Consider the following 25,161-nt stretch of genomic DNA (forward strand, 5'->3'; position numbering starts at 1 on the left):
GATACCGAGAACCGGGGCGGAGCGTACTTTTGGGTACGTGAGCACCGGAAGCGCAGGAGGCTGCCGTTCGCAGGCCGGCCTCACCTGAATATCGGCACAACCTACTCGGTCGCCTCTTCGATCTTCTCCATATCATCGTCCGACAGGCCGAAATGGTGGCCTATCTCGTGGATCAGCACGTGGGTGACGATGTCGCCCAGCGTCTCTTCGTTCTCGGCCCAGTAGTCGAGGATGGCGCGGCGGTAGAGCGTGATGCGGTTCGGGCCCTCGCCGGTCTGCGGGTTCCAGCGTTCGGCGATCCCGCGGCCTTCGAACAGGCCAAGCAGGTCGAACGGCGTTTCCAGCGACAGATCGTCCATGATCTCGTCGGTTGGGAACTCGGCAATCACGATGACGATCTCGCCGGTCAGCTTGCGAAAATCGTCCGGCAGATGTGCGTACGCCTCCAGCGCCAGAAACTCCATTTCCTCGATCGAGGGCGAGAGTTCGTCGTGCCAGGTGCGGGTCTTGTAGATGCGGGCCATGCTTTGTCCTTTGATCCCGGCATATAGGCTTTCGCACCGGACTCGGCAATGAAGCGGCAATTCCATGACGTCAATGACCATAGAGGAATAAATTCCTTCTGACTCCGCTTGACTCTTCCGACGCCCTCTGGAATCTATAGGAACATAACAGGAACAATTGTGCGAGAAATTGACCGTCATGGCGACTTCAGCCGTGGCGCGGGAGACTGTTTTTGCCCTGCGCCGCCAGATCGCGAAGATCGAGGGAACGCTGCCCGAGCGCATGGCCGCGCCGGCCAGCGAGCGGCTTCGCGCGGGTGCTGACGGCTATGTCGGCGCGCCCGACCTCGATGTCGCTCCGGATGTCACCATCATCCGGCGCGGCCTCGCCGTGGCCTCGCCGGATGCCTTCCTGCCCACCGGCGTCGAACGCCTCGATGCAGCGCTGAGCGGCGGCCTGCCGAAAGCCGCGCTCAGCGAAATCCATGGTCTCGAGACCCGCAATGCCGGGGCTGTCGCCGGCTTTGTGCTGTCGCTGGTCAGCCTGATCCTCAAGGGACAGAACCTGCCCGTGCTGTGGATCGGCACGTCGGAGATTTTTCGCGAGGCCGGCTTTCCCTATGCCAGGGGATTGCAAACCCTGTTCGGCATCGCGCCGGAGCAATTGCTGTTTTCCGAGGCACCGAAACTCACCGATGCGCTGTGGGTGGCCGAGGAGGCCGCGAAGATGACCGCGCTCGCCGCAATCATCCTCGAAATCCGCGGCAGCCCGCAGCGGCTCGACCTCACCGCAACGCGCCGGCTGCACGCCCGCGCCCAGAACGCCGGCCGGCCGGTGTTCCTGCTGCGCCAGGCCGGCGAGGCCGAACCGACCGCCGCCCCGGTGCGCCTCATCGTGTCGGCCGCGCCGGCGGCGTCACGCCGGACGATCGCCGGGCCGCTTGCCGGCTCGATCGGCCGCCCCGCCTTCACCGTCAGCATCGGCAAGAGCCGCACCGCTCTGCCCGGACAATTCACACTGGAGTGGAACCCCGATGAACACCGTTTCGAAGAAAGACGGCCGCGCGAAGAACGGCCAGAGAATTCTGTCGCTGTGGTTTCCGCATCTCGGGGCGGAGCGGATCCTGCGCCAGCGCCTGGGACGGTCGTGGCGTTCCCGGCCGTCGGATCATTTGCCTTTGGTGATCAGCCATCGCGACCGCAACGCCCAGCGCATATCGGCCCTCGACGAGCGGGCTGAGGCGCTGCATCTGAAGCGCGGCATGGGCATCGCCGACGCGCGCGCCATGCATCCCTCGATCGACATTGTCGAGGCCGATCCGGAGGCCGACCGACGACTGCTCGAAGGCCTCGCCGACTGGTGCGACCGCTACACGCCGCTGGTGGCGCTTGACGGCGCCGACGGGCTTTACCTCGACGTCACCGGCTGCACGCATCTGTTCGGCGGCGAACGCGCCATGCTGGACGATATTCTTGCGCGCTTTTTCCAGCAGGGTTTCGATGTCCGCGCCGGGCTGGCCGCGACGCCGGGCGCGGCCTGGGCGGCGGCGCGTTTTTGCGGCGACCGCATCGTTGTCTCCGGCGAGGAGGAAGCGCTGCTTGCCCCTTTGCCGCTGACCGCTTTGCGCATCGAGCCGGATATCCGCGCCAGCCTGGAAAGTGTTGGCCTGCGCACCGCCGGCGCGGTCATGGCTGCACCGCGCGCGCCGCTCGCCCGCCGCTTCGGCGCCAGCTTGCTGTTGCGTCTCGACCAGGCGCTCGGGCGCCTCGACGAGGCGGTATCGCCGCGCCTCCCCGTGGCGCCGCTTTCGGTCGAGCGCCACCTTGCCGAGCCGGTCGTGCTGACCGCCGAGATCGAGCGGCTGGTGGAAATGCTGGCGGTGACGCTGAAGGTCGACCTCGAGCGCCGCGGCGAAGGCGCCAGGATGCTGGCGCTGCTGTTGTTTCGCGTCGACGGCGCCGTCAGCCGCATCGCTGTCGGCACGTCACGGCCCTTACGCGAGCCGAAGCTGATCCAGCGCCTGTTCCACGAGCGGCTTACCGCGCTCGAACAGGATATCGATGCCGGTTACGGCTTCGACCTGGTGCGGCTTTCCGTGCTGGCGGCTGCCGCCTTCGACATGCAGCAGGCCGATTTGACCGGCGAGGCGCAAGATGACGGCGCCGACATCGCGCTGTTTGCCGACCGCATCCGCGCCCGGCTCGGCGACAATGCTGTGCTGAAAGCGGTCGCCGTCGAAAGCCATCTGCCGGAACGCGCCGTCGCCACCATTCCTTTCTCCGAGGCGCCGCAACGAACCACACCGCCGAAAAAGCCCGACCGGAAAGACGCGCCGCCGGCAACCATCTTCCCGCCGGAGCGGCCGATCCGGTTGTTCCGTTCGCCCGAGCCGATCGAGGTGCCGGCGACCGAAATGCCGGAGGGGCCGCCGATGAATTTCCGCTGGCGCCGCGCGCTTTATCGGGTCACGCGTGTGGAGGGGCCCGAACGCATCGCCGCCGAATGGTGGCATGAAGCCGTCAGTGATCCGGTCACCTCCACCCGCGACTATTTCCGCATCGAGGATGCCGACGGCCGCCGCTACTGGCTCTACCGGCAAGGCCTCTACGGCAACCCGCAAGTGCCGCCGCGCTGGTTCATGCATGGGGTGTTAGCATGAACGCGCTCACCGTCATCCCCTATGCCGAGTTCGGCATCCAGTCGAACTTCTCCTTCCTGCGCGGCGCCTCCAAACCGGAGGAGCTGGTGGTGGCCGCCAAGCTGATGGGATTCTCGGCGATAGGGCTTGCCGACCGCAACACGGTCGCCGGCGTGGTCCGCGCCTGGCAGCAGGCCAAGGTCGAGAAGCTCGCCTACCACCCCGGCTGCCGGCTGGTGTTCGGCGATGGCACGCCGGACATTCTCGCTTACCCGCAGAACCGCAAGGGCTGGGGTCATCTCTGCCGCATGCTGACGCAGGCCAATCTGCGCGATGAAAATGAGAAGGGCGCGACCCTTCTCCAGCGCAGCGACCTGTTCGAATGGGGCGACTTGCTGTCGCTGGCGGTGCTGCCCGATCTCTCGACGAATGCTGACGATCCCCTGGCATTGATCCGTCAGTTGAAGGACCGGTTCGGCGCAAACCTGCGGCTTGGCGTGGCGCCGGACTATCGCGGCAATGACCGCTTCCGCATCGAGCAGGCGGCCGCCATGGCCGAGGCCGCCAGCGTGAAACTGATGGCGACCAACGATGTGCTTTATCACAGCGCCGAACGGCGCTCGCTGCAGGATGTGCTCACCGCCATCCGCCTCAATGTGCCGGTCGCCGAGGTCGGGCTGGAGCTGACGGCCAATGCCGAGCGCCACCTGAAGCCGCCGCTGGAAATGGCGCGTCTCTTCCGACGCCATCCCCAGGCGCTTGCCGAGACCCTGCGCTTTGCCGAGGAGCTCAGCTTCGCGCTCAGTGACCTCCAATACAATTATCCCGACGAGCCGACGCAATCGGGCCTCGGGCCGCAGGCCGAGCTCGAGCGTCTGGCCAGGGAGGGGGCCGCCACGCGCTATCCGGCGGGCGTCCCCGCTTCCGTCTCGCAGCGCATCGGCGAAGAGCTCGCTCTGATCGAGCGCCTGAACTATGCGCGTTATTTCCTGACCGTCTACGACATCGTCCAGTTCGCCCGCAACGAGGGCATTCTTTGCCAAGGCAGAGGCTCTGCCGCCAACTCGATCGTCTGCTTCTGCATCGGCATCACCGAGGTCGGCCCGGAGCGCATCGACACGCTGTTCGAGCGGTTCATTTCCGAAGAGCGCAACGAGCCGCCCGACATCGACGTCGATTTCGAGCATGAGCGGCGCGAGGAGGTGATCCAGTACATCTACTCCAAATACAGCGCCAAGCGCACCGCGCTGGCGGCCGCCATCATCAGCTATCGCGGCCGCTCGGCGCTGCGCGAGGTGGCGAAAGCCATGGGCCTGTCGGACGATGTCCGCAGCGCGCTCTCCAGTTCGATCTGGGGCTGGTCGACCTCAGAGCTCGGCGAGAAGGAGGCCCATGCCGGCGGCCTCGATCGCAACGAGAACTCGACCCGTCACGTGATCGCCCACGCCAACGAAATCATGGGCTTTCCCCGGCATCTGTCCCAGCATGTCGGCGGCTTCGTCATCACCAGAGACCGGCTCGACGAAATCGTGCCCATCGTCAAGACGGCGATGGAGGCGCGCAAGATGGTCGAGTGGGACAAGGACGATCTCGACGCGGTGAAGATTTTGAAGGTCGACGTGCTGGCGCTCGGCATGCTGACCTGTCTGAAACGCGCCTTCACCTTGCTCACCGATCATTATCCGGATGCGCGCGATGAGTATGGCAGGCCCTATGTGCTGGGCAGCCTCCCGCCCGAGGACAAGCGTGTCTACGACATGATCGGCCGCGCCGACACACTCGGCGTCTTCCAGATCGAATCGCGTGCGCAGATGTCGATGCTGCCAAGGCTCAAGCCAAAGGATTTCTACGACCTTGTCATCGAGGTGGCGATCGTGCGGCCGGGCCCGATCCAGGGCGACATGGTCCATCCCTATCTGCGCCGCCGGCAAGGCAAGGAGAAGGCCGAGTATCAAAAGCCGGAGCTGGAGGCGATCCTCAAGAAGACGCTGGGCGTGCCGCTGTTTCAGGAGCAGGCGATGAAGATCGCCATCGTTGCCGGCGGTTTCAAGCCGGGCGAAGCCGACGAATTGCGCCGCGCCATGGCCACCTTCAAGCGCACCGGCACCATCGGCAATTACCGCCAGCGCATGATCGACGGCATGGTCGGCAAGGGGTACACCAAGGACTTCGCCGAGCGCTGCTTCAAGCAGATCGAAGGCTTTGGCGAATATGGCTTTCCTGAAAGCCATGCCGCTTCCTTCGCGCTGCTCGTCTATGCCTCCTGCTGGTTCAAGACCTTTTATCCCGACGTGTTCTGCGCCGCGATCCTGAACTCGCAGCCGATGGGGTTTTACCAGCCGGCTCAGCTGGTGCGTGACGCACGCGACCATGCCGTTGGCATTCGCGAGGTCGACGTCAATTTCTCCGTCTGGGACTGCACCCTTGAGGAAGATGAGTTCGATCCGGGCCGCATCCTGCCGCGCCATGCCGAAATGCGCGGCGTCATCAAAACCCAGTATGCAGTCCGGCTTGGCTTCCGCCAGATCAAGGGTCTGGCGGAGAAGCGCATGGAGGCTTTCGTCGCGCGGCGCGGTGCCGGCTATTCAAGCGTCAGGGATGTCTGGCTGCGTTCGGGCCTCGATGTCGATGACATTGAAAGGCTGGCGCAGGCCGACGCCTTCCGCTCGCTTGGCCTTGATCGGCGTGAAGCCTTGTGGGCGGTGCGCGCTCTGGACGGCAAGAGCGCCGCCGAAAGGCTGCCGCTGTTCGACCAGCCGGCGATCCGGCTGCGCGAGCTCGAGCCCGAGACGAAACTGCCGACAATGCCGCTCGGAGAACATGTCATCCACGACTACCGCTCGCTCGGCCTGTCGCTGAAGGCGCATCCGGTCGCCTTCCTGCGCGAGCGGCTCGACCGCGCCGGCGTCATCCCCAATGCCAACCTTGGCTCGGTGCGCGACGGCCGGCGGGTCTCCGTCGCCGGTCTGGTGCTGGTGCGCCAGCGCCCCGGCAAGGGCAATGCGATCTTCCTGACGCTGGAGGACGACAAGGCCGTCGCCAATGTCATTTTCTGGGAGAGAACCTTTACCCGCTTCCGCCCCATCGTCATGGGCGCACGCTTCGTCAAGGTCACCGGCAAGCTGCAGTCGGAATCCGATGTCATCCACATCGTTGCCGAAAAGATCGAGGATCTGACGCCCTGGCTGACGGTGCTGCTGGAAGAGATGACGCCGGCTGTGCCAGCCCGGCCCGACATTGCGGCGCTGTCGGACAAGGCCGAGAGGGTCATGCCCAAGGGAAGGAATTTTCAGTAAGGCGCTTTCCAGCCTCACCTTTGAGATTTGCCGGGACGCCCGTCACTTCGTCATCCTGGGGCGGAGCAAGGAGCGAAGCGGCGTCGCGGAGACCCTAGGATGACGAAGGGAGGATCAGCGGCCAGTCTGCGCCGGCCCACTCAGCCGCGGCGGCGACAACACATCTTCCGCCGAAATGCTCCGCGCCTCCGAGGGCAGCATGATCGGGATGCCGTCGCGTACGGGATAGGCGAGCTTGGCAACCCGCGAGATCAGCTCGCCGCGTTCCGGGTCCCAGGCCAGCGGCCCCTTGGTCAGCGGGCAGGCCAGCAGCTCCAGCAGTTTTGGATCGACATTGGCCATCTTGCTATCACGCCCGTCCGCAGCCATCGGATCCCCTTTCAGCCACCTGCTCAGCCTTTACTGCAAACTCGAGCCAAAATCCTCATTCTCGCGCGCCAGCGCCATTTCGGTGATGGCGATCAGCGTTTCCGCACGCGCCCTAAGGTCCGGCGCCTCCAGCAGCGCCTGTTTCTCGGCCGGGCCGTAGGGCGCCATCATCGACAGTGCGTTGACCAGCATGGCGTTTTCAGCGCGGCTGACGCTTTCCCAGTCGGCCTCGAGCTCATTGGCCTGCAGATAGGCGCGAAACGCTTTAAGCAGCGCCGGCCGGTCGACCTCGCTCGCCGCCTGGTCTTCGCTGAGATCGGTGAGGAACGGCGCCAGCTTGCATTGCCGGAACGGCGTCTTCACCGGCAGCTCATGCGTGATGCGGAACCGGCACACACCCTGCAGCGAAATCAGATAGCGGCCGTCGCCGCTCTCGGCCATCGAGATGATGCGCCCGGCGCAGCCGACATTGCAGAGTTCCGGCTCACCATCGGCACGCAGCGCGCCGTCAAGGCTGGGCTGGATGATGCCGATCAGCCGCGAGCCGGCGATAGCCTCATCCACCATCTGCAGATAGCGCAGCTCGAAAATGTTGAGTGGCATGCGGCCGCCCGGCAGCAGCAGCGCGCCGGCAAGCGGAAACACCGGGATGGTCGCCGGCAGATCCTTGCCGACCCGGTAATGTGCGTTTCCGACCTGCACTTAAGTCCTCCGATCGCTTCGTCGGCATACGGCCTGCCGCAGCCCGGCATCGTCGTATCGGCCTAATCTGGCGCAGCCGCCGCGGGCCGCAAGGCCCCACAGCCGCTCCACCAACAATTTCGCCGGCGAACACCTATTTGTTGGTGCATGATCTCTGGACAAAACGTTTCCGTTTTGTCCGAGAAACCCGGTTCCCCACTTTTCGCTAGCGCGGTCCTTCGGTTCGGGATCATGCACTAAGAAAATAGCAGCGACGACAATTTCCGCCGTGCCGCCAGTGTCGCCTCGTCGGTCATCCCCCACGCCTCGAACAGCTTCAACAGCTGCGCCCTGGCGCCGTCTTCGTTCCACGTGCGGTCCGCCTTGATGATGGCCAGCAGATTGTCGGCCGCCGCATGGCGATCGCCTCGCGCATTCTGGACCATGGCAAGATCGAAACGCGCCTGATGGTCGCCGGGATTGGCGGCCAGGCGCTGCTCGAACTCGGCCGGATTGCCGAGTGCCGCCGCCTCAGCCGCCAGCGTCATCTTGGCGCGCAGCGCGGCAAGCGCCGGCGCATCCTTCTTGGCTTCCGGCGCGGTTGCCAGCAGCGCCTCGGCGCCCTCGCTGTCGCCAGCTTCGAACAGAAGCTCGCCCAGCCCGGCGATCGCCTCGATCGTCTCCGGCGCCTGCGCCAATATGGCGTCATAGATGTCGGCCGCGGTCTGCGCATCGCCTGCCGCATGCGCTTCGGTGGCCGCGGCCAGTGCTTCGGCGACCGGCGGCGCGCCATTGCCCTTGCCGCCGACCTTGGTGATGAACTCGCCGATCTGGCTCTCGGGGATGGCGCCCATGAAACCGTCGACCGGTTGGCCGTCCTTGAAGGCGATGACCGCCGGGATCGACTGGATGCCGAGCTGGCCGGCGATCGAGGGATGATCGTCGATGTTCATCTTGACCAGCTTGACCTTGCCGCCGGCGGCCTTGACCGCCTTTTCCAGCTGCGGCGTGAGCTGCTTGCAAGGGCCGCACCACGGCGCCCAGAAATCGACCAGCACCGGCTGTTTGCGCGATTCCTGGATGACGTCGGCCGCAAAAGCAGCCGTCGTGGTGTCCTTGATCAGGTCGGCGGCGGCTGGTGCGGCGCCCAATGCCGGCTTGGCGGGCTCGGCGCCGCCATACTGCACGGAGGTGGTGTACTGGCCGGAATTGCCGCCGAATTGGCCGCCAAACGGATTGTTGTTGTCGCTCATGTCGTCGCCCTTCCGGTCGCGCCCCTCGCCAGCGGAGCGGGCGCGACATCCATGCTAGAGGTCAGTTTTCGCCATCCATGTGGCGATCAAGCCGAGACTTTCAAGATAGCAGCATCATGTCCGGTTGCCTCGACGAATCTGATGAGGTCGGCGGATGCGATCGACGTCGTCGCCTCATTGGTCAGCGGATGTGCATTGATGACGTCGTGCGCCATCAGATCCTCGTCGAGCACCACCTTGACCCGTCTTTCGGTGTCGTTGATCAGCCCGAACACGGTGACGGCGCCCGGAATGACGCCGAGCAGCTCCATCAGCATCTCCGGTTTGCCGAAGGAGACACGGCTGGCGGCGCCGATGATCGTGTGGATCTGCTTCAGGTCGACGGCTGCATCCTCGCCGACGCTGACCAGGAAGAAATTGTCCTTCTTGTCCTTGAGGAACAGGTTTTTCGTGTGGCCGCCTGAAATCTCGCCGCGCAGCGACTGCGAATCGGCGACCGTGTAGAGCGGCGGATGGCGCACGGTCGACACCGCTATGCCGAGGTCGGCAAGAAAGGCGAAAAGCTCGGCTTCGGTCTTCGGCATTGGTTGTCTTCCCTTATCTTGGCGCGGGGCAAAGCCGTTTACGGCCAATGATGCCGCCGAGACAAGACCGTCATGCGGGAAGTCAGCAACCAGCATTGCCGACGAGGTTCGGCCGGGCAATTTGCCGCGACCAAAAAGCCCGTCATTTCCCTGTTGCAATCGCGGCGCTCTTCAGCCATATAGGCCCGGCTTGCGGCCCAAGGCCGTGTGAGCGGGTGTAGCTCAGGGGTAGAGCACAACCTTGCCAAGGTTGGGGTCGAGCGTTCGAATCGCTTCACCCGCTCCAAATCTTCTTTAGATTTGAAAAGCAAAAAGGGCCCGGGAAACCGGGCCTTTTTGCTGTCTGGCGCCGGGGAGCGCCAAGGGGAGAGCTGCCTCGGCATTAACTCGCAACCTGCCGGAGCCGAGTTCTGCAAGCCGCGATTTGCCCGCGAGCGCCTTCTAGCGCTCGACCGCTCGACATTGGCCCGGCCCTCCTCCACCCGGAGGACCAGATACCCTTAATGGTATAGGAGTCAGCGGCAGCGTGTGAGCAACATGATCCCGAACAGGAATTCGCAGGCCCTTAATATTTCAGGCGGCGTACCGCCGCCATACAACGAAACGACAGCCTTTACGTATTCCTCCAAGTAGCCGGGGTTTATCGGAGGGTCGCCTACATTCTGGTCCGGTAGAACCATGTTGTGCTTGCCAACGCTGACCGACGGTCTTTTCCGTTCATCCTTCCGTACACTTACTTTGCAATTGGTGCTGTCGATCGGCTGATTGACTTCAGGGCCGCTCGTCAATTGATAGATAATATGATTTGTTCCTCCATAACTTGAGTATTGCTGAAGCAAGGTAGGTCGATCCTTTTCTTTAGCCTTCAGAAAAGTAGATAGATTAGCTAGTAAATTTATCGTAACGTTTCTGTACCCCTCCTTGCTTGGAACCGCTGCGGTCGGATCGTTTCCCTCAAATATCTTGAGCTTTGCCATTTGCTCTCTCCCCTGAATGAACGTTTGTTTGTAGCAATCATCACAGACACAGTACCAGTAAGTGATTCTCCGTGGCGCGGCAGATATGCCCTCAGTGGACGAAGGGCAGTCGCTGAAACGCCAGCTGCTCGAAGCAGGAACGGGTAAGCAGGTCGGACATGGCGATCTTGCGCTCGGTCAGATCTTCATAGTGATGCACGCCGCCGCCTGCCGGGACGGTGACGTCCTCGCCTACCAGGAACTTCGAGAGCTGCGCGACCTCGTTTGTCTCGCGTTTGCCTTCGCTGCCGATGTGGGTGAAGCGTGTTCCAGTCTCACCGGTGTGGCATCCGTTGCAAGTGGCGAGTGAAAACTTGCGGCGTGTTTCGTCTGGGTTGGCGGGACCGCCGAGACCTTGAGCAAACCAGAAGAAGCCGCTCAACTGGGTACTGGACGTGGCTCCTAGGAACAGGTCGAGGGCGCCCGGAAAGTGCTCCGGAACAGCAAGGCGGTCGTTGAGAATGTCGCCTTCCTTGGTGCCGAGATAGCTCTGCAGAGTAGTGCTCCCGTTGAACGTATCGTCCGGCGTTTGTTTCACCGTGACGAGACTCAACACGCCGGTCTCCCCAAGGCGGAACTCGCGCCACTGCCACCCGAGACCGAACATGGTCTCGTTGGTCCTCAATTGATTGAGCGAACTCATGTTGGGGATCTGGCTCGGGTTCGATCCGTGATCTGTGAAGGCGCGGGTGATGGACTCGAGCGCTTGATTGTAGTCGGCAGCGCTGTCGAGATCCTTCCAGCGCTGCTGCCACGCCTTGATCCCCGTGCACGAGTCGGCAGCGATGCCGTACTCAAAGATAATGGTAAAACTGATCGGGGTGCATGAGGGCGGTGTCGTCGGCTCCTGGTCGACCAAACCGAACACCAAACGCCCCTCGCCGGCGCTTTCGGCGCCACCGACACTATGCGCAAGATCGGGGCGATTGACGATGGCCATAAGCCGTGCTGGGAAGTAGTCGATGTTGAGCGCCCCGCCCGACAATCGCCGCCAGGTCTCGATCACGTTCTGCAGGTGCAGGTCGCGCTTGGGGACGATCCACCCGGTGCCCGGCTGTGGAGCCCCCCAAGTTGACAGCCAGCTAAGAGCAAACTCCTCGGGTGTGACGCCACTGCCGTAGGCCATCTCGCGTACCAAGTGGCCAAAGCTCCACGCGCCCCCGGGCGAACCCAGGCCGCTGCAGGCATCGAAGCTACGCCCGCCATCTTCGACCACCTCCTTTGCCGTGATCATCAGCGAGCGGTTGTGGTCGATGGCGATTGGCGGTGAGAGGGGTGGAAACGTCGCGAAGACCGGGAAGTCGAAAAGATATTCGACCTTGAACCGGTGGTCCTGCAACGCATCGAACCGTGGTCCCGGCAAGCGAAGGAAGGGGGTCTTTGCGGGATCTAGGTTAAGCTCGTGCACAGCAATCAGCGGGTCTCGCGTGGCCAGTAGACCTAATGCTTGCGCTGCCTGCTCGCGCGCTCCGGCAAGTGTCGCGGGCATGATGCGCTCGGCGTCGCTGACCGCGTCGGTCGCTGAGACGATGTCTCGCGGACCCCGCCGTATCAGCCTTGTTGAGCCCTGACCGCGCAGAACCTCGATTGTCGCCTCAAGGTCGGCGCGCCGCGCTTCAAACGCGCTGGTAGCGTCAAACTTGAACGGCGCGGTGAATACGCCGTCGCCTCCTTCTCGATCCGGAGCGGTGCCATCGTCGCGAAACGTTACGGTCCCGTCCTCCATCGCCACGGAGAACTCTGTGAGCGCCGACAGGCCGACAGTAGCGATCTCGCCCAGCACCACCCCGGGCTCCGGCGTCAGGAATACACGCAACTCGATGATATTATCCGTCAGTACCGCGGTCGAGCCGAGGGTGTTCTCCTGGGCGCGGCCGGCGATTGCCGTCGCCAACAACAATAGTGGCGCTAGGAATAAAGTACGGTGTAGCGTTGGCATCTGAAACATAGTTTTTCTCTACTTTCAACCAACTGCAAATGCGCCCTATTCTGGCTAAGCACGGCGTCGCGAACTTCCTGGTTGAAGCCGAGATGCGCTAGCCGGGTTTCGCCGGTCACCAGAAAATCGTGGATGCTGTAACGCTGGGCGGGCCATAGTATTTCCCCTGGCCGTATTTTAGTATGAACTTATAAAACGCTCGGCACAAGTCGGCAGTTTCGCATTTTGTCTCATCGGGCTTAACGCCTGCGGTATTGGAACAGCATCGATGCCGGCGTAGTGCCGGCTGATGGATCAAGGGAGCTTGTGCGTGTGCACATCTATCTGGCATAGCCGTTCCAGGTCACGCCGATCCTCGTCCCGCTTGATTGGGAAGGCGCCTAGAAACCAGTCCAGGATGTCCTTCGGCGTGGCAGGTGGAGGTCCTGCCCAGGCTGCAGCAATAGACGTGTGCAATTGTATCAGCGCCGCACGAGCTTCATCCGTCCTGCGTAACTTGCGCAGGGCGGCAGTTTTCCAACCGGCGGTGTCGACGATTGCGTTCTTGGACCGGTCGGCGGCCGCGATTGCGCCTTCGAAATCCCCGGCAAAATAGCGGATTACCGCGATATGTGACCACTGATAGTCCAAAAACATGGACGTTATATCCATTGCTCGCTCCAGCAGACGCGACGCAGAATCGACGCGGCCCATGAACGCCATGCCCAAAGCAGCCGACACCAGTGTCTTGGGACTGTTGGGGTTGAGTTCGGCGGCCAGTTCATAGTGCACTTCCGACTGTTCGAAGTGTCGGGTCATGGCTGTCGACCAGGCGACGACCAAATGATTGCGTGCATCCAGGGGATCGAGGGCCACAGCGCGTTGAGCCAGCTCGGCAGCCCTCTGCGTTATGGCTGGATCGGCAGCAATTCCCGGCCGGATGAATTGTCGCGAATTATGGATGCTGGCCAAACTGGCATAGGCAGGAGCGAAGTTCGGGTCGGCAGCGATCGCGCCTTCGAACAGCCGTTGGGCCTCGTCTTCGGCATCTGGCGTCCAGCGAGTCAGCAAGTCCTCGCCGCGCAACCAGGCATCATAGATATTGAGATCTTGCGGGGGGCCCCTGACCTGGCGCGACAGCCTGTCATGCGACAGGTAAACTTCCAAAGTGGAAGCAATCTTGCCGACCAGCTGCTTCTGCAAGGCGAGCCAGCTTCCCAGCGAAAACCGAAACGAATCGCTCCAAATGACCTGGTTCGTGTTGGGATCGCTTACCGAGACGATCAACTGCATGTCGTCCTGGTTGTCCACGCATTGGGCCGCCAGCAGATAGTCCGTGTCGGGACTTTCGATTGCAGTATCTTTCAACTCGATGACTGTGAACTCCCGAAATTTGGACAGATTGGCGATCAGTTCTGAGCGGAATCCCCAGACCAGAAGAGAGATTTTCTTCGTTCGAGCCTCAAATTTTTCGACCGCGAGCGTTGGCGCCGGTCCGCTCGGCCGGGGTGGTTTCTTTCTGTTCAACAACAGCGGCTCCGGACCCTTGAGGGCCTCGGCCAAAGCCGTCGTTTCCGTGCTCGGCAGCAACTGATATCGGTCGCGCAGAAGGTCGCGCAGATTTTCGTAGACGCGCATTGCGGCGGCGACATTCTGCAGTTCCGCATGGTGGCGCATGAGGCAGCGCGCAGCGCGCTCATGGCTGGGCTCGAGTACCAAGAGGGCATTTGCCGCCCTGCGCATTGCAGGTTCGGATATCTCGAAGCGTTCCAGCATCGCCTCCAAGGCTTCCAATGCGTGGTCACGCCAGTTGTGCCTGGTGACGCTCAGCCACGCGCTGAACAGGTCGCTGGTGTCTTCCAGGCCAAACAGGATCGCGTCGGACCAGTCCGATCGTCGAAGCAGCAGCTCGTCGATCTTGCCCTCTCCAAGATCCTTCAACATGCGAACGACATCGACGGTTATGCGCGAGGGGCTCAACCCGATAATGTTTCCGCGCCTGAGAATTCCTGCCGCCGAGTTGCCGGCAATTGATCTTTCGGCGATCTGCAGGCAGTTCGCCATCGCACGCCGAGCGGCTACCGGGCTTCGTTCTGGCCAGATCAAGGTAGCGAGCCGGTCATGCACCTCCTGAAAATTGCTGGACAGTGCGAGATATCCGATCAGTGCCTGCGCTTTCGGGGAACGCAATGCGATGGCTTCGCCATCTTCCCTGTAGAGGCCAAGCCCATCGATGACCGAAATCAGTCGCTGATGGCCGTTATCCGGGACATCGGCGAGGTTGGAAGCAACCACGTTGTAGAGCGTCAGCGGCTCAGGCATGTTCTTCAAGGCGGGCCGACCGGCGAACCGAAAACGCCACCGCCCGGTGTTGCGGGCCGCCCAATAGACGTCCTGGGTCACACACACACCGCCTGACTCGGCCATGGCCTGCACCCGTGCAGCCACGTTTATCGCATGGCCGAACACGTCGCCGTCACGGCGATGAACCTCTCCAATATGCAATCCGATCCGGAATCGACTGTAGAACGCTCTCCTGTCTAGGAGGTCAGCCAGGCTATCCTGCATGAAAATGGCGTAGTCGATGGCGTTCGATACACCGTCGAACAGTATCAGGACCCCGTCGCCTGTCGTCTTGATGAACTCGGCGCCGAATTCCTCGCAATGGGTCTGGAAGAGTTGGAAACACTGCGAAACGAGATCCAGTGTTCCAAGTTCGTCGGCTGCGGTTAGCCGGCTATACTGAGCCAGGTCCGCAAACAGGATTGACTTGAGGGTCGCTCGCTCCGATCTCGCTTCCATGGCCGCCGCCGATGCCCCATCGAATGTGCTATTCTGCTCCCCAATGCAGGCTTAGTCGACGGTACAACGAACTGATGGCAAATGCTTTCATGGATGGCTTCAGCGACCTCGCCAGGGTTGGCGAATTGTTCGACGTGATTGACCTGCCCGTGACGGATGTTCCGGCTCATTTCGCTATCGCATTCCCCAGGAATGCTCTGTTGCGGATGCCAGCAGCGCCGCGCGCAGCAATGCCCGAAACGGGGAGGCTGGCCAGCGGCCGAGGATTGAGCATCGACGATTGCCGGGCGAGTTGCCTTGGCGAGGCAGCCGAACTCTTCAGTTGCTGCTCGTGGGGTGACGAGCCGTTGATCACCGCTACGGTCGGCGAGATCGGATCGGCGGCAATCGCTCCTGAACGCCTGAACGGCTTCAGTCCCGATCAAATCGCCGCCCGCGTCGTGTGGAACACAGAAAACACCGGCTTCGATTGGCGGCCGCCGATCAGGGATGAATCCGCCGCGCTGACCTGGCTGAGGGTTGAAGATGCATTTGGGGGGAATGAGGCGTTCATACCGGCAGACTTTGCTTTCATAGGACGCAAAGAGGCTGGCGAGGAGGGCGCGGTCGCCATCGGCGACAGCAATGGTTGCGCCGCAGGACCCAGTGCGGATGCAGCGAAACTGGCGGCCATCTTGGAGCTGGTCGAGAGGGATGCGACGGGTCGGTGGTGGTATGGAAGAAGGCAGCGCCGAACAATCGATCCGTCCTGTCTCTCGGGCATCGACGTGCTTGTCGACTGGGTGTGGGATCGCGAGCGTCGAACCCGGCTCTTCGACATCACCTCGGATATCGACGTCCCGGTGATTGCCGCTGCTTCTGCCGAACAGGACGGCAGCGACGTCTCGGTAGGCTTTGCCGCGGGCAAAAGCCTGCAGTCCGCCGCGACAGCCGCCTTGACCGAGATGCTTCAAATGGAGATTTCGCTCGGGGTTTCACGAGCGCTTGGCGACAAAGCTGGCACCTGGTCGCGATGGCGAGAGAAGACCTCGATGAATACTCGGCCGCTGAATATGGCGCCGATCCAACAAGTCGCGCCAAGTCCACCTCACCGCGCGGTTGAACGTGACCTATCGGACGTGCTCGACGCCTTGGCGCAGAGAGGAATCGATTTGTGGTTTGCCGAAATGACCCGCGCGGAAATCGGCATTCCCGTGTTTCGCGCCATATCTACCCGGCTCTGTCACTACAAACCACGGTTCGGACGCGCACGACTCCCTGCTCCCGATGCCCGCGATCTAAGCTTCGACCCCAGTTCGCCCGCGGACCAGCCGCTGCTTTTGGTTTAGAGCAATTCCAGGAAAAGTGTGATCGGTTTTCCCGGGAAAAGCGCGTAGCGCTTTCCCTTGGGAATTGCGCAAAACAAAGAGGTGTCGGCAGCATATCGGGGGCCTCCACGTCGCCCTGTCTTGGGCGGCGTCATGCATTCAAGTTCCTGGTTCGCCAGTAGCATCTTGGTTGTCGTCGCCATTTGCTCCCCCGCGCGTTCGGGTTTAATGAGTGAATCGTCCACCGGGCTTCCGAGGGGAGCCGTAAGGCGCGCTTTCGACGGAACTCGGCAGGACAGAGCGTTCCGCTCCCTGGGGCGCTGGACAATCATTTTCTGGCTGAACAGGTTACGGCTTGCTACGAGACGTGTCGTGGACTCAATGGCTTGCCAAGGTTTCGGTCGAGCGTTCGAATCGCTTCACCAGGCGCGGGTAAGACGGCGTGGCGCATAATCCCTCCAGTTCGGCGAACGGCGGCACCGCTGCCGAAGCACGCGCGTGGCTCGCGCTGCGGAACGCCGCGTCGGATTGCGGCTCAGGTTTGCGCTCGATCGACCCGCAGCCCCTGCGCGCGCTCCCGGCAGGACGCAAGTGGGCGGGTGAGACCGCCAGGGTGATCGTCGATGGCCTTGTGGCAGGAAGCCTGTCGGCGCCGGCGCAATTGGCTGCCGGATGGGACAGGTTCGGCGGCGCCATCACCCAGTTGATCATCGAACTCGGCAAGATCTGGGACAATCCCGGCGCGGCTCGCCGCATCCAGTATCAGCTGGAGCAGATGCTTCTCGACGTCGACGATCTTGCCGCGCCGCGCATTCTGGCGCGGACGCTTGGAATTCGCGTCGACGCTCGCAACCCGACCGCAACCGAACTGCCCGAAGGTATCGATCGGATCTACGCCCACCTGACGGTCGATGGCCGGATCGAAGCGGTTGTGCAGTTCGGTGTGCTCGGGACTGTGACAAGGGATCATTGGATTGAATTGATCCAGACTATCGTACCGGCTGGGCGGCTTGGCCTTGCAGCCGAGGCATTGTCGACCAGTGCGGAAGGCCGGTCCGATCCTCACAGCCACTTCGGCAAACTCGCGCAATTGGCGGCGGAAGCACAGGAGCTGGTTCGCTCGAGCGCCGAACCCGCACAGCCTCCCTCAGCGCCGCGCCGGTCACGGACCGCGGACAGGAATGATCGCACGGCGTTCTGGAACAGCTATTTCGCGACCGAGGATCCCTGGAACTACAGTTCGCTCTATGAGCAGGAGAAATATGAGCGGCAGCTCGAGATCCTGCCTGCCGGTCCCATCGGCCGGGCGCTTGAGCTCGCCTGTGCGGAGGGCCATTTCACGCGGCAGCTGGCGCCGCGCGTGGGCCATCTGACCGCAACCGACATCTCCGCCATAGCCATCGAGCGGGCTCGTGCGCGATGCAGCGATCAGCCGAACATTGCGTTCGGCGTACTGGATTTCGCTGCCCACACGTTGCCGGGTGAGATGGATCTGATCTTCTGTTCGGAGGTGCTCTACTATCTGGACGATCTCGCCGAGTTGCGGCGCATCGCCAAGAAATTCGCTGCGGCGCTGGCGCCTGGCGGCAGTTTCATCAGCGCACACGCATTCGTGCTGCGTGACAATGTCGAAAAGACGGGCTTCGACTGGAACACATTCGGTGCCCAAGCGATCTCCGAGACGCTGGCAGCGACCGAAGGCCTCGTGCTCGAGCAATCGATTCAGACCGAGCTCTACCGCATAGACCGCTTCCGCCGCCTGTCGCCGGACGAAGTGGCGACCGAACCGGTGATCGATCATGTGCCGATCCGCGCGCCCATCGACATCGGGGTGGCGCGAAATATCGTCTGGGGCGGGGCGCGGGCCCTGCGCCGCGACGTCGCGCGCAACGAGCGGCGCCAACGCATCCCTGTTCTCATGTATCACGGCGTCGCCGATGAAGGTCCGTCCGCGCTCGCCCGATTTCGGCTGACGCCCGCCGCATTCGCCAGCCAGATGGCATGGCTGCGCGCCAATGGCTTTCACGCGATCGGGTCCAAGCAGCTGGAAGGGTTCATCGCCAACCGTCAGCCTTTCGCGGGCCGTCCGGTGCTCATCACTTTCGATGACGGCTTCCAGAACTTTGCCGACCATGCCTGGCCGATCTTGCGTGCCAACGACCTGACCGCGGAAGTGTTCCTGGTAACGGACCTGGTGGGGGAAACGGCGCGATGGGACGCCTACAACGGTCCGCCGGCGCAGCTTATGGATGCCGGGACGGTCCGACGCCTCGCCACCGAAGGCGCATTCTTCGGCAGCCATATGGCCACGCATCGCGCCATCGATGGTCTGTCGAGCGCTGGCCTGGCCGCCGAACTCCTGCGCTCTCGCATGTTCATCGAACGGTGGACCGGTCGGCCAACCACCGCGTTCGCGGCACCCTTTTCTGTCACCGACCGACGGCTCGGCCGGCTGGCAAGGGAGTGCGGCTATCGAGTGGGCTTCGGCCGCAAACACGGGCCGGCGGACCTTGATGGCGATCCCATCGACCTTCCGCGCATCGAGATACGCGGCGACCGCTCGCTCGATGACTTTGTTGCCACCATCGAGGCCGTGCTCGATGAAGGCTGAACGTGTCAGTGTCCCGCTCGCAATGCGCGAGATACAATCGACGAGACGCCCCGCAAGGGCGATGCAACTGTCTATCGCATCATGCGAGGATAGACCGCCTGTTTGCCTCGTTCACAAGTCTATTGGGCGACCTGGGACACGGCTGACATCAGCTCCTTCGGGTTTGGCGCGCCAAACATGTATCGCCCACCCTCCGGGACCTCGGTGAAGCTCCAGCGGACAATCCCCTGCCGGTCCAGCAGGAACTGACCGACCAGTTGTCCATGTCCCGTTGCCATCATCTGTTCGTCGGCTTCGGTCAGTTCGTAGTGGTCCTTCTTGTCGAGGATTGCGCCGGCCGTCATAGGATCCATGGGACCGGGCAATTCGCCAGGTATGTCGACCCGCATATCCTTTGCCACTGCCATCGCGACCTTGTAGGGCCAGTTCGTCTCGTTCTCGGTGAATTCGAGATTGGGCAGCCCAAAAGCACGATGTGAAGCGCGTTCCGGGTCCGACGCCGCTAGCAGGTTCGGCATCGGATGGTAACGGAAATAGAGGCGCGCCCGTTCGATCGGCGTATTCACCACCGTCAGGCTCTCCACGCCCCTTTCGCGCAGCTCCGGATCGAGCCGCGCCTGGGCGGCGATGTGGCGCCGGCAAAACGCACAATGCAGACCTCGAAACAGGCCGACCAGCACCGGCTTTTGGCCGCGAAAGTCGTCGAGCGCGATCTTGCCTTCCTGGGTAATGGCGTCGAGGACCACGTTCGGCGCACGGTCGCCCGGCTGAAGCGGCAACAAGTCAACACGCGCGGACATTTCTAACCTCCAACCCCGGCTAGTCGAGAAACGGCAGCACCACAAGCCCTTCCGGGTCGAGCCCGTGCTGGGCGCATATGCCCTGCGCCAGGGAAAAGTAGCGTTCGGCCTCGGCCAGATTGTCGAGGTCGAGATTAAGCGTTGCGAGGCCATCATAGCACGGAAACAGCAGTTGCGGCTCGCCCGTTTCGCGGGCGACGTCCAGCGCTTCGTGGAACAGGCCGACCGCCAGTTCCGGACGGCCGTTGCACTGATGGATCTGGCCAAGCACGATCAACGGCACCGGCAGGTGCTCGCGCTGGTCGAGCGCCCGGTCGATCTCGATGGCCTTCTCGGCGGCAGGCACGCCCTCCGTTGGACAGCGATCCGTGAAGGTACAACAAGCCACCGCCAGATTGGCGAGGAGGCGCGCCTGGAAACCCAAATCGCCAATACGGCGTGCCACTTCAAGACCGCGCCGGCAGACCTCCATCGCCCGGGCCGGATCGATGGTCGTGTAAAGCACGCCGAGATTGGTGTAGCCGCGGCAGGCCGCGCCCAGCAGGCCGGCAGCTTCTGCCAGTTCAATGCTGCGCTCAACCTCCTGCACGGCTTCATGGTTTCGGCCAAGGCGAGCCAGCGCAACAGCCTTGGTATTGAGTGCCTCGGAGGTCACAAGAGTGGCATCCTCGGAGACAGTCGTCAGAGTGCGCAGGCAATCCAGCGCCGCGTCCGCCCATTTTGCGGCGAGCGCGTGATCTCCGTTGCGGAACGCCTGTCGGCCACGCTCTTGCCACAGATGCGCCTGCTCGATCGGGGCATCCGCTCCGTCAAGGAGCGCTGCCGCTTCAACATAGCGGGATTCTGCGTCGTCCCGCTTGCCCACGTCCCACAGCAGCCGGCCGATCTTGCGCAAAACGCGCGCCGCCGCAGCCCGATCGGCCGACTCGCGGTAGGCCTGCAACACCGTCTCGTAGTGGCGATGCGCGATCTCGCGGCGGCCTGCCGAGCCGCTCAAATCGGCAATGCGCTCTGCAATAGCCAGTTTGAGCGGTATTTGCCCGATCGCGCCCAACGCAGCCAGTGCTCGCTCGTAGAAACGAAGGGCGTCGTCATTGGCGTATATCATTCGGGCGCGATCCCCCGCCGCCTGCAGGTAATGCGCGCCCTTCTCACGCTCGGCGCTCTGTGCGAAATGATGGCCGAGCACGGCCAAATCCTCGAACCGTTCCGGCTTGTCGCCGCACAGCTTCTCCAGGGCAGCACCGACCCGGCCGTGGATGTCGGTCCGGCGTTGCAGGAGGAGGTTCTGGTAGATCACGTCCTGCAGCAATGTTTGCGTAAAGCGGTAGCTTTGCGACGAGACCGAGCCCGATCCGGCAACTTCCTCGATGATTTCCGCATCGCAAAGCAGCTCGCAGCCGGCTTCCAGCCGGCCGGGGTCGGCCGTCACGGTCTTCAGAAGCGTGGCATCGAAGCGCGGGCCGATTACCGCGGCTTCCTGGGCCAGCCGGCGCACCTCCTGGGGCAGCCGGTCGACGCGCGCAAGCAGCATGGCCTGGATCGTGGCGGGAATTCCGGTTGCGCCTTCGCCTGCCACGGTCCGCCATTGCTGACCCTCGCGCACCAGTACACCGCGATCGATAAGGCCGCGAACGATCTCCTCGATAAAAAGCGGGTTACCGCCCGCGCGCTCGAGGATCTGGTCGAGAAGCCCTCCCGCGGCGTTTACCCAGCTCTCGCCGAAAAGCGCCGCCACCAGGCTGCGTCCGTCATCGCTGTTGAGCGGCGAAAGCCGAAGCGCCGTGTGGCTGACCCGGCTTGAGTCGAGCTGGTCGTTGTCCGGCGCCGGACGATGCGTGACCAGCAGCATCAGCCGCGTGCGCTCCAGCCTGTCCATGACGAAACGCAGTGCCTCGAGCGACACGGCGTCGGCCCAGTGAAGGTCTTCGACGACAATCAACAGCGGCGACAACGCAAGCCGCCGTTCAATGATTGTGCGGACTGCGTAGAGAATTTGCCGCCGCAACTGCTCGGGCTCGACATGCTGCAAGGTGGCGTCGGGGTCGCCAAGGCCAAGCACATGGTAGAGCAAAGGCATCAGCCGCTTCGCCTCGTCGCCCTGCAGGCCGAGATCGGCAAGCAAGGCTGCGAGCTTGCCCCGCATTTCGTCCCCATTGTCGCTTTGCATCATCCCGGCAGCGCTGCGAACCACTGCGCCTAGAGCGCCGAATGACTGTTCGCCCAGCGGTGAGCACGTGGCCTGCCGCACCGCGACATTGCGAAAACGATCCTCGTCGCCGACACGGGCGACGAACTCCTTCACCAGCCGCGATTTGCCGATACCGGCTTCGCCGACGAGGCGGACAAGCTGGGCCGAGCCGCCGCACGCCTGGTCAAGGCTCGCCAGCATTCTGTTGAGCTCCGCATCCCGGCCTATTATCGGCGCACTGAGGCCGAGCGCCTCAAGCCCACGCGCTGCCCGCGGCGCGGCAAGCGGTGCATCCAGTCGATGGACGAGCACACTGCCGGCCTTGCCGCGAAGGACGACATCGCCTAGCGAGTCGTAAGAGAAGGCATGCCGGGTCAGCCTGTGCGTGAGCTCGCCCACCAGCACCTCACCAGGGGCGGCCAGCGATTGCAGGCGTTGCGCCGTATTCACCGTGTCGCCGGTCACCGAATAGGATTTGGCGGTGCCGATACCCAATCCGCCGGTAACGACCGGACCGGTGTTTATGCCGATGTGAAGCAACAGAGGCGTGCCGGAGTGGCGGGTGCTTTCGCCGAGCCGCGCCGTCCGGGCGATCATGTCGAGCGCGGCGCGGAGCGCGCGTTCCGGATCGTCCTCATGCGCGACCGGCGCACCGAACAAGGCGAGCAATGCATCGCCGATGAATTTGTCGACGAAACCGCCAAAGCTTCGCACGGCCGCCGTCAATTCCTTGAACAATTCGTTCTGCAGCGCTTGCATGACTTCGGGGTCAAGCTGCTCGCTGAGTGTCGTGAAGCCGCAGAGGTCGGCGAACAGGACCGTTACCGTCCGTCGATCGGCGTCAGAGACGGGATGCGGCCCTTCTTCGCTTTCGACGTTCGGCAACGGAGCCTGGGAAGGCGGCACAATGGTCCGGCTTGGTGCCGGAGCAGGCCGTTCGGCGGCTTTTGCGGACGCACCGACGCTTGCCCCGCATTTCGGACAGAACTTGAAATCAGGTTCGCAGGCGTAGCCGCAGCTGGCGCACGGCACGGGCTGGCGCCTGCCACACTTCGGACAGAAGGCGTAACCGCCCTCGATCTCGAAACCGCAGCCCGAGCAGTCCATGGACACCTCACCGGAGCATGATGCCGAAAAGTGTGAAGCGGTTTTCTCGGACAAACGGGAACCGTTTGTCCAGACATCATGCTCTATCTCTTTGCCCTGGGGCCATGATGGCGTGATCACGCCATGCATTTCACGGCCTGGGTATGCACAAGGATGAACCGATAGCCGTCAACCGGCAAGCGGCAGTGCAAATGGGCATCCGTGTGCGTTCGGTGGCTGAGCGCTGCCAATGCGGGCGGCTGGCCGTCGTCTGCAAAAATTCCCTCTCACCCCGTCTTCCTGCTATCGTGGAGATGAGGAGGCGGACCTATGAGTGAGAACCGTAAGCTGGCCGCAATCCTGGCCGCAGATGTGGTCGGATACAGCCGGCTCGCGAGTGCGGACGAAGATCGCACCTTGGCGAGGTTGCGGGCACTGCGCAGCGACCTGATCGATCCAACCATCGCCGTGCACAACGGGCGAGTGATCAAGCGCACCGGGGATGGGGCGCTGGTTGAGTTCCGCAGTGTGGTGGATGCCGTGCGCTGCGCCGTTGAGGTTCAGAACGGCATGGCTGAGCGCAATGCCGGCGTGCCGCAGGACCGCCGCATCGAGTTCAGGATCGGCATCCATCTGGGCGATGTGGTCGAAGAAAGCGACGGCGACCTGATGGGCGACGGCGTCAACATCGCCTCGCGTCTGGAGGGCGTCGCTGCGCCCGGCGCCATCTGCCTGTCGGAGGATGCCTATCGCCAGGTCAAGGCGAGGCTCGACCTCTCGGTCAGCGATCTCGGCAGCACGCAGCTCAAGAACATTGCCGAGCCGATCCGGGTCTACTCGCTGCAAGTCGGCAGCGCCGGGACCAAGGCGTCCGCGACCCCGGTAACCGACACGAGCCGGCCGGCTGCGGCAGCGCCGCCGAAGCTGTCGATAGCCGTGCTGCCGTTCGCCAACATGAGCGGTGACGCCGAACAGGACTACTTCGCCGACGGCATCTCTGAAGACATCATCACGGCGCTGTCCAAACTATCGCAGCTCTTCGTCATCGCCCGCAATTCGTCGTTCACCTTCAAGGGCCAGAACGTCCATGTGCAGGACGTCGGCACGAAGCTCGGCGTGCGGCATGTGCTTGAGGGCAGCGTCCGCAAGTCGGGCAACAGGGTGCGCATCACCGCGCAGCTCATCGATGCAACCACGGGCGGCCATCTTTGGGCGGAGCGGTTCGATCGCGACCTGACGGACATATTCGCCGTGCAGGACGACGTGACGCAGCAGATCGTCGGTGCGCTGGCGCTCAACCTGACCGAGGATGCCCGTCAGCGGCTGGCGCCCGAGCGCCCGCGCAACACGGAGGCGTATGACTATTTCCTGCGCGGCCGGGAGCTGTGGCACCGGCTGACGAAGGAGGCGAACCTCGCGGCCCGCGACCTATTGCAACGTGCCACCGAACTGGACCCGAACTTTGCCTCCGCCTACGCTTTCCTTGGCCTCACGCACGGCATCGATTACCTGAACAGGTGGGGTGCGTCGCCGCCGGAATCGATGGCGCAAGCCGAAGCGGCCGCAACGCGAGCGGTAGCGCTGGATGACAGCGATCCCTGGGCGCACTGGGCGCTGGCGATAGCCAAGCTGTACACACGACGTCACGATGAGGCCATCGACGAGGTCGAGCGCGCACTGGTCCTCAATCCGAACTTCGCGGAAGCCCATGTATGCCGCGGCGAGACGCTGTACTATTCGGGCAGACCTGAGGAGGCTCTCGAGAGTTTCGCCCGGGGAAAGACCTTGAACCCTTACTTTCCGGATGTGCTTCTGCACTTCCAGGCTTTGGCGTTGTTTCAACTGGGACGGTACGACGAGGCCGTTGACCTCTTGCTGCAACGGCTGGCGCGCAACGCTGTCACTGATGTCTCGCGCGCGCTTCTGGCCGCCAGTTACGGCCATCTGGGCCGTTTGGAGGAGGCCCGCGCGGCATGGCAGGAGGTGCTTCGCGTCAATCCCGACTTTTCGCTGGAATACCGTCGCAAGGTCTTGCCCTACAAGAACCCTGCCGATTTCGAACTCATGGTCGACGGGCTCCGCAAAGCCGGCGTGGTGCAGTGATC

General features: G+C 63.0%; 16 protein-coding genes and 1 tRNA gene. 7 read left to right on the plus strand and 10 right to left on the minus strand.

What is annotated here, in order from left to right; all coding sequences use genetic code 11:
- Positions 1-101 precede the first annotated feature (101 nt).
- Positions 102-524: a metallopeptidase family protein gene (locus AC1DYC_RS22095; RefSeq protein WP_477409905.1), complete on the minus strand. Its 423-nt coding sequence runs from the start codon at positions 522-524 to the stop codon at positions 102-104.
- A 178-nt stretch (positions 525-702) separates the two neighbouring features.
- On the opposite strand from AC1DYC_RS22095, the gene AC1DYC_RS22100 reads away from it, so the two are divergent.
- The 3 genes from AC1DYC_RS22100 to AC1DYC_RS22110 are packed head-to-tail and all read left to right on the plus strand — an operon-like array spanning position 703 to position 6,438.
- Positions 703-1,743, plus strand: coding sequence for an ImuA family protein (locus AC1DYC_RS22100; RefSeq protein ID WP_477409907.1), 1,041 nt, complete (start codon positions 703-705; stop codon positions 1,741-1,743).
- Entirely contained in the window at positions 1,685-3,163 is a 1,479-nt protein-coding gene (locus AC1DYC_RS22105; protein ID WP_477409909.1) for a DUF6504 family protein, read from the plus strand. The genes AC1DYC_RS22100 and AC1DYC_RS22105 overlap by 59 nt, the downstream gene beginning before the upstream one ends.
- On the plus strand, positions 3,160-6,438 hold the full coding sequence (locus AC1DYC_RS22110; RefSeq protein ID WP_477409911.1) for an error-prone DNA polymerase: 3,279 nt from the start codon (positions 3,160-3,162) through the stop codon (positions 6,436-6,438). The genes AC1DYC_RS22105 and AC1DYC_RS22110 overlap by 4 nt, the downstream gene beginning before the upstream one ends.
- 114 nt (positions 6,439-6,552) lie before the next feature.
- On the opposite strand, the gene AC1DYC_RS22115 is transcribed toward AC1DYC_RS22110, so the two are convergent.
- The 4 genes from AC1DYC_RS22115 to AC1DYC_RS22130 all read right to left on the minus strand — a co-directional run bounded on the left by AC1DYC_RS22115 (position 6,553) and on the right by AC1DYC_RS22130 (position 9,325).
- Positions 6,553-6,807 (minus strand): Trm112 family protein, encoded by a 255-nt coding sequence (locus AC1DYC_RS22115; RefSeq protein ID WP_477409913.1) that lies wholly within the window; start codon positions 6,805-6,807, stop codon positions 6,553-6,555.
- Between the two features lie 30 nt (positions 6,808-6,837).
- Complete coding sequence (locus tag AC1DYC_RS22120; protein WP_477409915.1) at positions 6,838-7,509, minus strand: LON peptidase substrate-binding domain-containing protein; 672 nt, start codon at positions 7,507-7,509, stop codon at positions 6,838-6,840.
- A 236-nt stretch (positions 7,510-7,745) separates the two neighbouring features.
- On the minus strand, positions 7,746-8,741 hold the full coding sequence (gene trxA, locus AC1DYC_RS22125) for a thioredoxin (RefSeq protein ID WP_477409917.1): 996 nt from the start codon (positions 8,739-8,741) through the stop codon (positions 7,746-7,748).
- 86 nt (positions 8,742-8,827) lie between these two features.
- Positions 8,828-9,325, minus strand: coding sequence for a prolyl-tRNA synthetase associated domain-containing protein (locus tag AC1DYC_RS22130; RefSeq protein ID WP_477409919.1), 498 nt, complete (start codon positions 9,323-9,325; stop codon positions 8,828-8,830).
- A 211-nt stretch (positions 9,326-9,536) separates the two neighbouring features.
- Between AC1DYC_RS22130 and AC1DYC_RS22135 the strand changes: the two genes are divergently transcribed.
- A tRNA-Gly gene (locus tag AC1DYC_RS22135) sits at positions 9,537-9,611 on the plus strand.
- Between the two features lie 229 nt (positions 9,612-9,840).
- Here AC1DYC_RS22135 and AC1DYC_RS22140 read toward each other — a convergent pair.
- From AC1DYC_RS22140 to AC1DYC_RS22150, 3 genes are all read right to left on the minus strand, one after another.
- On the minus strand, positions 9,841-10,302 hold the full coding sequence (locus AC1DYC_RS22140) for a hypothetical protein (RefSeq protein WP_477409921.1): 462 nt from the start codon (positions 10,300-10,302) through the stop codon (positions 9,841-9,843).
- A 91-nt stretch (positions 10,303-10,393) separates the two neighbouring features.
- Positions 10,394-12,235, minus strand: coding sequence for a choice-of-anchor X domain-containing protein (locus AC1DYC_RS22145; protein WP_477409923.1), 1,842 nt, complete (start codon positions 12,233-12,235; stop codon positions 10,394-10,396).
- 339 nt (positions 12,236-12,574) lie between these two features.
- Positions 12,575-15,061, minus strand: a complete 2,487-nt coding sequence (locus AC1DYC_RS22150; protein WP_477409925.1) for an adenylate/guanylate cyclase domain-containing protein — start codon at positions 15,059-15,061, stop codon at positions 12,575-12,577.
- 74 nt (positions 15,062-15,135) lie between these two features.
- Here AC1DYC_RS22150 and AC1DYC_RS22155 point away from each other — a divergent pair, with 74 nt between their 5' ends.
- Together AC1DYC_RS22155 and AC1DYC_RS22160 are read left to right on the plus strand one after the other, a co-directional pair.
- On the plus strand, positions 15,136-16,389 hold the full coding sequence (locus tag AC1DYC_RS22155) for a YcaO-like family protein (RefSeq protein WP_477409927.1): 1,254 nt from the start codon (positions 15,136-15,138) through the stop codon (positions 16,387-16,389).
- Between the two features lie 421 nt (positions 16,390-16,810).
- Positions 16,811-18,979 (plus strand): SAM-dependent methyltransferase, encoded by a 2,169-nt coding sequence (locus tag AC1DYC_RS22160; RefSeq protein WP_477409929.1) that lies wholly within the window; start codon positions 16,811-16,813, stop codon positions 18,977-18,979.
- A 119-nt stretch (positions 18,980-19,098) separates the two neighbouring features.
- On the opposite strand, the gene AC1DYC_RS22165 is transcribed toward AC1DYC_RS22160, so the two are convergent.
- Positions 19,099-19,779, minus strand: coding sequence for a peroxiredoxin-like family protein (locus AC1DYC_RS22165; protein WP_477409931.1), 681 nt, complete (start codon positions 19,777-19,779; stop codon positions 19,099-19,101).
- 19 nt (positions 19,780-19,798) lie between these two features.
- Complete coding sequence (locus AC1DYC_RS22170; RefSeq protein WP_477410108.1) at positions 19,799-23,077, minus strand: adenylate/guanylate cyclase domain-containing protein; 3,279 nt, start codon at positions 23,075-23,077, stop codon at positions 19,799-19,801.
- A gap of 309 nt (positions 23,078-23,386) precedes the next feature.
- On the opposite strand from AC1DYC_RS22170, the gene AC1DYC_RS22175 reads away from it, so the two are divergent.
- A complete protein-coding gene (locus AC1DYC_RS22175) occupies positions 23,387-25,159 on the plus strand; it encodes an adenylate/guanylate cyclase domain-containing protein (protein ID WP_477409933.1) in 1,773 nt (590 codons plus the stop codon).
- The last annotated feature ends 2 nt before the right edge of the window (positions 25,160-25,161 follow it).

The sequence above is a fragment of the Mesorhizobium sp. P2_E7 genome (genome assembly GCF_056403855.1).